The following is a 1,450-nucleotide window of genomic DNA, read 5'->3' as shown; positions in this document are numbered from 1 at the left end:
ACTGGTCATTTTCCTTTATCCAATTTTATCAATATTGCGATGGCAATCACCGGGAGCACAGCAGCAGCAACCGCCATTGCAGGAAGTGTGGTAAAAGACCCCAAAAGCCGACATATTCTAGATACAACATCAATAGTTCTTGGCATCGTTTCCACGACTCTATTGGCAGGCGGCTACCTACGTTACCGGTTCAAATCATATCGGCTAAAAAGGCACAATCGACTCCTAGAAAGCAGAGTTAATGGCCTACAAAACAATGCTCAGAATCAACATCAGACCATTACTCACCAAAACAACAGCATTTCTCACCCACGAGACACCTTTAATCCCCTACAAAGTGCTGCATCCTCTAACTCTCCAATGCAGCCTCAACCCTCGCCAAGTGTTAACTCACGTGTCCATTATAATGCCCATACATCTGAAGTTGTAACGTCATTTTCTACTCCCCATACCCAGCATAACGCAGGAACACCTCCTCCAATTTACACGGAAACTGACCCATTCCCAATTTTTCCTCGCCAAAATATAAGCGAATTCCGGCAGGAAACCTTTGGTCGATAAAAAACGTACATAGAAGATCCTCTTCGAGTTCAAACCCGCCCCCACAGGGGCATGTGCAAGCCATGAAGGCTGCATGGATACTTGTGGGAGCGGGTTTACCCGCGAAAGGGCCGGTACAGGTCAGAGCTGAATTGAAGCCTTGTTCAGTCCCAGTTCGATGTCATCGATCAGTGCTTTGGCAAAGCCACTGAGAATTCTCGCAGCACTACCAGCCAGCCGGTCATTTTCCATCTCGGCTTCGGTCGTCAGGTGATTGATGCACCCGAGCATTACGGAGAGTTCGGAGAAGGCATGGTTGAAGGGGATATTGGCCTGGACGCGGAAAAGGTCCATGCAGGTTTCTTTACCGACGGTGCTGCTGTGTGATGGATGGGGAGTGCCTGGAGCGAAATTGGTCATGGTGGATCTCCTATATCTGGACAAGGAGTTGCACCTTCATCTTTCTCACGGATCAGGGCGGCAACCGTACGCGAGGTAAGAAACCGCGGATATAGGAACGCAGCCAGACGTAAGTCTGCCCGCGCACGGCTGCCGTGGCGAAAGCACTATATCGTTGGGTTCTCACTTGCGCACAAATGATTCGTGGGATGCGACTGTCAGCGTAGTTCAGGGTTGGACAAACGGCACTGGCCACATGCGCAAGGGAGACATTCCGAGGCCGGTGTCACAGGGCAGGCTCGGCACAACTTGTTCGTGGAAAAACTGGCATTTCTGTCAGTAGCCAATTGTCGCCAGGGCATTACATAGTCTACCCAACCGGTCGCCCCGGCAGTGGCATCACAAAAGAGGCCAGTCCCTGTTAACCCTTGACCCCTCGGAGGCCCCATGGCCGCTGCAAAAACTACACGCCGCTTCTACCAAAACAACGTAACTGCTCCATTAACCCAAC

Annotated in this window: 2 protein-coding genes; one reads left to right on the top strand and one right to left on the bottom strand. The window is 51.0% G+C overall.

Features of this window, described 5'->3' with window-relative positions; translation table 11 throughout:
- On the top strand, positions 1-561 hold a 561-nt coding region (locus B2790_RS09640), incomplete at its 5' end, for a hypothetical protein (protein ID WP_286918719.1).
- A gap of 120 nt (positions 562-681) precedes the next feature.
- Here the strand turns inward: B2790_RS09640 and B2790_RS09635 are convergent.
- Positions 682-960 carry a DUF3077 domain-containing protein gene (locus B2790_RS09635; protein ID WP_286918718.1) on the bottom strand — a complete coding sequence of 93 codons (279 nt, stop codon included), beginning with the start codon at positions 958-960 and terminating at the stop codon, positions 682-684.
- Between the last annotated feature and the right edge of the window lie 490 nt (positions 961-1,450).

The organism is Pseudomonas sp. UBA6753 (assembly GCF_002453565.1).
GTDB lineage: Bacteria > Pseudomonadota > Gammaproteobacteria > Pseudomonadales > Pseudomonadaceae > Aquipseudomonas > Aquipseudomonas putida_Z.
Note: the sequence above shows the minus strand (reverse complement) of the source record. Positions and strands in the feature narration are given on the sequence as shown.

What these genes read in the sequence shown, in the direction of transcription:
- B2790_RS09635 (WP_286918718.1), bottom strand. Translation starts at nt 960, where the DNA reads ATGACCAATTTCGCTCCAGGCACTCCCCATCCATCACACAGCAGCACC.